The organism is Paracoccus sp. (in: a-proteobacteria) (genome assembly GCF_047973135.1).
Classification (GTDB): Bacteria; Pseudomonadota; Alphaproteobacteria; order Rhodobacterales; family Rhodobacteraceae; genus Paracoccus.
In genome coordinates this window covers 21,623-27,652 of the sequence record NZ_JBKEBL010000198.1, presented here as the reverse complement: position 1 = coordinate 27,652, position 6,030 = coordinate 21,623, and the positions used below count along the sequence as shown (strand labels likewise).

The 6,030-nt window shown below is 63.8% G+C and carries 6 protein-coding genes; 3 read left to right on the top strand and 3 right to left on the bottom strand.

Going from position 1 to position 6,030, the window contains the following annotated elements; all coding sequences use genetic code 11:
* Window positions 1–80: 80 nt before the first annotated feature.
* Window positions 81–1,295: a hypothetical protein gene (locus ACK5L9_RS15675; RefSeq protein WP_416912402.1), complete on the top strand. Its 1,215-nt coding sequence runs from the start codon at window positions 81–83 to the stop codon at window positions 1,293–1,295.
* A 170-nt stretch (window positions 1,296–1,465) separates the two neighbouring features.
* Entirely contained in the window at window positions 1,466–2,170 is a 705-nt protein-coding gene (locus ACK5L9_RS15670; RefSeq protein WP_416912401.1) for a DUF6683 family protein, read from the top strand.
* A gap of 195 nt (window positions 2,171–2,365) precedes the next feature.
* Here the strand turns inward: ACK5L9_RS15670 and ACK5L9_RS15665 are convergent, their stop codons facing one another.
* Genes ACK5L9_RS15665 through ACK5L9_RS15655 form a run of 3 tightly spaced genes read right to left on the bottom strand, consistent with a single transcriptional unit; the run spans window position 2,366 to window position 5,067 of the window.
* Entirely contained in the window at window positions 2,366–3,256 is an 891-nt protein-coding gene (locus ACK5L9_RS15665; RefSeq protein ID WP_416912400.1) for a DMT family transporter, read from the bottom strand.
* A gap of 47 nt (window positions 3,257–3,303) precedes the next feature.
* Window positions 3,304–4,092, bottom strand: a complete 789-nt coding sequence (locus tag ACK5L9_RS15660; protein ID WP_416912399.1) for an inositol monophosphatase family protein — start codon at window positions 4,090–4,092, stop codon at window positions 3,304–3,306.
* A 60-nt stretch (window positions 4,093–4,152) separates the two neighbouring features.
* Window positions 4,153–5,067 carry a LysR family transcriptional regulator gene (locus ACK5L9_RS15655; RefSeq protein WP_416912404.1) on the bottom strand — a complete coding sequence of 305 codons (915 nt, stop codon included), beginning with the start codon at window positions 5,065–5,067 and terminating at the stop codon, window positions 4,153–4,155.
* A gap of 88 nt (window positions 5,068–5,155) precedes the next feature.
* On the opposite strand from ACK5L9_RS15655, the gene metF reads away from it, so the two are divergent.
* Window positions 5,156–6,028, top strand: a complete 873-nt coding sequence (gene metF / locus ACK5L9_RS15650) for a methylenetetrahydrofolate reductase [NAD(P)H] (RefSeq protein ID WP_416912398.1) — start codon at window positions 5,156–5,158, stop codon at window positions 6,026–6,028.
* The last annotated feature ends 2 nt before the right edge of the window (window positions 6,029–6,030 follow it).

The following is a 6,030-nucleotide window of genomic DNA, read 5'->3' as shown; positions in this document are numbered from 1 at the left end:
CAAGCCGCTTTCCCCCTCCCTCCCGGAAGGCGGTATTGCGGCGGCCCGCGGATTTTGCTGTTCACCAGAAGGAGAGTTCGATGTTTCTCAAGAAATTGCTGCCGGGCGCAATTCCCGTTGCCACGCTGCTGGCCGGATCAGTTGCCCTTGCGGATGACAGCCAGACGGCGTGGCGACTGTTCGTCGCGGATCAGGCCACGGGGACTGTGACCGCCCTGGATCTGGAGACACCCGACCATCGCTGGAAATTCAATCTGGCGGGGCCATCACGGCTGTACCCCTCGCCCGATGGCGAGACGGTCGTGGCGGTGCAGACGGATAACGACCGCGTCGATTTCCTCGGCAGCGGAATCGCACTGGAAGGGCATGGCGACCATTCCGATCTGGCGGTCTCTGATCCGGCGCAGATCGAGACCGCGCTGGAAGGGCCGCGCCCCTTCCATGTGGTCAATCACGATCACACCATCGCGGTGAATTTCGATCAGGGCGGCTATGTCGCCTTGCTGGACGAACACGTACTGCACGAGGGTCAGACCGGCACGGACCGCTTTAATCAGGCGCGCGCGCATCACGGTTTCGCGGTGCCGATGGGCGATTCGATCATCAGCTCGGTCGCTTCGGATGCCGAGGTCGAGCCGGACAAGCTGCCGCCCCGGATCGGCATCCAGGCCTTCGGCGCCGATGGTGCCCCCACCGGCGAGATGCAGGTCTGCACCGATCTGCATGGCGAGGCGTTCTCTGGCGAATATCTTGTCGCGGGCTGCAAAGAAGGTATCGCCACCGTCACCGTGGCAAGCGGCACCCCGGAATTTTCCATGCTGCCCTATCCGGCCGATTTCCCCGAAGGGCATACCGGCACGCTGCTGGGATCGCCTGCCATGCAGATCTTTCTTGGCAATTACGGCCCGGACTCGGTCGTCGTGATCGATCCGGTGGCGGCGCCTTATCTCACGCGGGTCGAACTGCCCTTCCGCCGCGTCGATTTCGTGCTGGACCCCGCCAATCCGCAATTCGCCTATATCCTGACCGAGGACGGCACGCTGCACCGGCTGAACATGCTGTCCGCCACGATCGAGCAATCGGCCCCGGTCACGCAGCCCTATTCCATGGACGGTCACTGGCGCGACCCGCGCCCGCGTCTGGCCATGGCGGGCGACCGGCTGGTGATGACGGACCCGCTGGCCAGCCTCTTGCGGGTCATCGACCCCGTCGGCCTGACCGAGACCGCAACGATCCCGGTCGAGGGGCTGCCCTATAACATCGTCGCCCTTGGCGGCAGCGGAATGCAGCACTGATCCGCCCGAACCCGGCTGGCCGCCCCGGTACCGGGGCGGCCAGCCGGGCATGACAGGCCTTTGCCAGATTGTCGTGGGGTAGAAAGGCCGTTAACCTGATTGCGGCCGTCAGTTTTTCAGACGGCTTGCCCCAACATGCGCCTCGCGCGGTTTCAGATCAGGTTTGTCATATGCGTGTATTGTTCAGGAAAACGATTTCGGCGCCAGTTGCGCTGGTACTTGCCATAAGCTCTGCCGTTCCTGCGGCGGGCTGGATGAGCGACGACGGAGCATTGAATCTGTCGATCGGCGCGGGCAGCTATCTGCTTAGCAATACGGTGCTTGAAAACGTCGTGAAGGACGCCGAAAAAAACGCTTCTGCGTCAGAGGTTCTGGCCGAGACACGTTTTGACCGGCAGGGCGGCTATGAGGTCTCGCTGGAGGCTATCGTCGCCTCTTATCCGGCCGCGCAGCAGGCCGATGCGCGTGTCCTGTTCACCCAGATGCTGTCCTATTATCCCAAGGTTCTGAACCAGCTTGGCCAGCCGGAAAACGACCTGGCCGTCGGCATGGCAGCCTTCATCGCCGGGAACTATTCGGGCTATCACAATATCCCCTTTCCCGACGACAAATTCGCCCCGCTGGTCGATCAGATGCGCGAGGCGATGCAGACCGACCCGCAGATCGCCGCGATGAGTGCCGCAGAAAAGCAGCAACTGAACGACATGCTGGCTGCGGTGGGCATGCAGATGGTGACGCTTCAGAACCAATTGCAGCAAAGCCCGGACAGTGTGATCGCAGGCAAAATGCACGAGGCCTGCCAGCAGCTTCTTCACGAAGCACTGGGAATCGACGCAGACAAGCTGCAGATCACCTCGGTGGGCATGATCATGTAATATAGCTGATGCTGCGCCAATTTGATCATCAAATTGGCTTCCGTCAGCTATACTTGCCATAAGCTCTGCCGTTCCTGCGGCGGGCTGGATAAGCGACAACAGAGCATTGAATCTGTCGATCGGCGCGGGCAACTATCTGCTTAGCAATATGGAGCTTGAAAACGTCCTGAAGGACGCCGAAAAAACGCTTCTGCGTCAGGCCGAACGAACCCTTGTCCGCCACAGGGTAAACAGCCCCGCCGACACGACGATGGCCGCCCCGATGACCACGTTCAGCGGCAGCGCATCGCAAAAAAACAGAATGCCGATCAGCGAGGCCCAGACAAGCTGGGTATAGATGAAGGGTTGCAGGGCCGAAGCCTCGGCCATCTCATAGGCGCGGATCATCAGGTAATGCGACAGGGTCGCGGTCGCGCACAGCCCCGCCATCCACAGCCAGTCGATCGGGGCCAGCCATTGCCAATGCCAAATCCCGGCCATAGTGGCGAAAACCGCGCCCGCGACGCCCGTCCAGAAAAAGCTGACCATCGCCGGATCATCGCGCGACACATGCCGCGTCAGCAGCGTGTACAGCGCGAACATGAGGGCCGAGGCCAGCGGCAGCAGCGCGGCGGGCTGCATCATGCCGCTGCCGGGTTGCAGGATCACCAGAATACCGCAAAAGCCGATCCCGATGGCGGTCCAGCGCCGCCAGCCGACCTTTTCGCCCAGAACAGGCCCCGACAGCCCCGCCACCAGCAGCGGGCAGACCGCAAAGATCGAATGCGTCTGTACCAGTCCCAGCCGCACGAATGCCTCGATGATGACCACAATTTCCGTCACCAGCAGCAGCCCGCGCGCCAGATGGGTCAGCGGCCTTTTCGTGCGGATGGCGCGCTTCAGCCCGCCCGGCTGGCGGGCGACCAGCCAAAGCACGAAAACCGCGAATACCCAAAAGCGCAGCATCACCACCAGCGTTGGCGGATAGCTTGCACCCAACTGGCGCGAAAACCCGTCCTGCATCGCAAAGATGAAGGCAACGATACAGATCAGCAGGATCGCAAGCCCCGTTCGCGGCTCGGCGGGGCTGGCGGTGGCGGCGGGCATCAAGGGACAACTCCGGTTCGGCACGCGGGGGGCGGATCGGGGCGGGTTCAGTCGCGACTGCGGACCGCCTTGGCGAAGCTGGCAAAGATCTGCGCGTTGGCGGCGATGATGCGGCCCGATTCCAGCGGATCGTCGCCATCGCGGATCCCTTCGACAAAGCCGCCAGCCTCGCGCACCAGAAGGATACCGGCGGCGACGTCCCAAGAGTTGATGCCGCGTTCCCAATAGCCATCGTAGCGGCCCGCCGCGACATAGGCCAGATCCAGCGCTGCGGCCCCCATGCGCCGCATGCCCGCACAAAGCGGCATCAGCCGCGCCAGATCCTGCAAGGATGCGGGCAGGTTGTCGCGGCCCGCAAAGGGGATGCCGGTCGCAAAGATCGACTCGATCATGTGCCGCCGTCCCGACACGCGCAGCCGCTGATCGTTCATGAATGCGCCGCTGCCCTTTTCGGCAACGAACAATTCGTCCTTGGCCGCGTCAAAGATCACCGCCGCGACGATCTCGCCCTTGTGTTCCAGCGCGATGCTGACCGCCCAATGCGGCAGCCCGTGCAGGAAATTCGTGGTGCCGTCCAACGGATCGACGATCCAGCGGCGCGTGGGATCCTCGCCCGGTTCGACCCCGGTCTCTTCGCCCAGCCAGCCGTAATTGGGGCGGGCGGTGCGCAATTCCTCTTTGATGATCCGTTCAGCCTCGCGGTCGGCACGGCTGACGAAATCGCCCGCGCCCTTGACGCTGACCTGAAGGTTCTCGACCTCGCGGAAATCCTTGACAAGCGAGCGGCCGGCCTTGCGCGCGGCCTTGATCATGATGTTGAGATTTGCGCTGGCCATTGCATGCTCCGGAAACTGGGGTTGGGCGGGTCATAGGCGCATGCGGACGAAATGCCAAGATCAGGCGGCAGCGTCGCGCAGCATGCGCAACGGCTCGGTCCGGGCAAGGCGCAGGACATGGGCCATATAGGGGCGGTTCAGGTCGGCCTCGCGCACGGCGGCATACAGGCGGCGCTGGATGCCGCCCGGCCCCAGTGGCAGCAGCGCCAGTTCAGGGTTGGCGGATTCGCGGCGCAGCACCCAGTCGGGCATCACCGCCACCCCTCGCCCGCTGGCCACCAGCATCAGCGCCACGGCGGTCAGTTCGACCGTGCGCGTGCGGGCGGGTTCGATCCCGGCGGGGGTCAGGAATTGGCTGAACACATCCAGCCGCCCGCGATCCATCGGATAGGTGATCAGCGTTTCGGCGGCAAAATCCTGCGGCTCGGCATGGCCTTTGGCAACAAGCGCGTGCCCCGAGGGCACAACCAGCGTCGGCGCATAGTCGAACAGCGGCTGAAAACTGATATCCGCCATATCCTCGGGGTCGGACGAAATGACCAGATCGACCTCTTCGCGGGCCAGAGCGGGCAGCGCGCTGAAGGCCAGCCCCTGCCGGATATCGACATCCACATCCGGCCAGGCGCGGCGGAACAGGTCCAGCACCGGCAGCAGCCAGTCAAAACAGGCGTGACATTCCATCGCGATATGCAGCCGCCCGACATGGCCCATTTCGACCCCCTTGAATTCGGCCTCGGCTGCGGCAACCAGCGGCAGCACCTGCTCGGCCAGACGCAGCAGGCGCATTCCGGCGGCAGACAGTCGCATCGGCTTGGCCCGGCGCACGAACAGTTCGACCCCGGCCTGTTCCTCAAGCGCCTTGATCTGGTGGGACAGGGCCGACTGGGTGATGTTCAGCACCTCGGCGGCACGTGCCAGCCCGCCCTGTTCATGGACGGCGCGCACGGTCCGCAGGTGACGCAATTCCAGATGCATATGAACCCGCCTCATGACCATCTTGAAGATTATGAATTTGTCTCACGACGCAGGGCATGGCACAAGGCACGAAAGGAAAGGAATCGACATGACCCGCATCACGCCGAAAATCAGCTTCGAGTTCTTCCCGCCGAAAACGCTGGATGCCTCGTTCCGGCTGTGGGAAACGGCGCGGGCGCTGGCCCCTCTGGCACCGGATTTCGTGTCCGTGACTTATGGCGCGGGCGGCACGACGCGCAAGCTGACCCACGAGGCGGTGACGACCATCAACCGCCATTATGGGCTGAACGTGGCGGCGCATCTGACCTGCGTCGAGGCCACGCGCGACGAAACCGCCGAGATCGTGCAGGCCTATGCCGATGCCGGGATCCGGGAAATCGTGGCGCTGCGCGGCGATGCACCCAGGGGGCAGGATCGTTTCACGCCGCATCCCGACGGCTTTGTCAGCTCGATCGGGCTGATCGAGGCCATCGCGGCGCGGGGCGACATGACGATCCGCGTCGGCGCATACCCCGAGCCGCATCCCGACAGCCCCTCGACCGATGCCGATGTGGTCTGGCTGAAACGCAAGATCGATGCCGGGGCAACCAGCGCGATGACGCAGTTCTTTTTTGACGCCGACACCTATTTCCGCTTTCGCGACAAATGCGTGGCGGCGGGGATCGAGGCACCGATCATTCCGGGCATCCTGCCGGTGCAGGGCTGGTCGGGAACCCGCCGCTTTGCCGCTGCCTGCGGAACCAGCGTACCGCAATGGGCCGAGGATGCCTTTGCCGCCGCCACGACCCCCGAGGCCGAGCGTCAGCTTGCCACCGCGCTGTGCATCGAACTGTGCGAAAAGCTGATCGCGGGCGGGGTGGACCGGCTGCATTTCTATACGCTGAACCGGCCCGAACTGACTCGCGACGTCTGCGCGGCCCTTGGCGTCAAGCCAAAGCGCCCGTTAGAGGCCGTGGCTTAGCC

Excerpts from the sequence above, each read along its gene's own strand:
- ACK5L9_RS15675 (WP_416912402.1), top strand. The coding sequence starts at position 81 with ATGTTTCTCAAGAAATTGCTGCCGGGCGCAATTCCCGTTGCCACGCTG.
- ACK5L9_RS15660 (WP_416912399.1), bottom strand. The coding sequence starts at position 4,092 with ATGGCCAGCGCAAATCTCAACATCATGATCAAGGCCGCGCGCAAGGCC.
- ACK5L9_RS15670 (WP_416912401.1), top strand. The coding sequence starts at position 1,466 with ATGCGTGTATTGTTCAGGAAAACGATTTCGGCGCCAGTTGCGCTGGTA.
- ACK5L9_RS15655 (WP_416912404.1), bottom strand. The coding sequence starts at position 5,067 with ATGCATCTGGAATTGCGTCACCTGCGGACCGTGCGCGCCGTCCATGAA.
- metF (WP_416912398.1), top strand. The coding sequence starts at position 5,156 with ATGACCCGCATCACGCCGAAAATCAGCTTCGAGTTCTTCCCGCCGAAA.
- ACK5L9_RS15665 (WP_416912400.1), bottom strand. The coding sequence starts at position 3,256 with ATGCCCGCCGCCACCGCCAGCCCCGCCGAGCCGCGAACGGGGCTTGCG.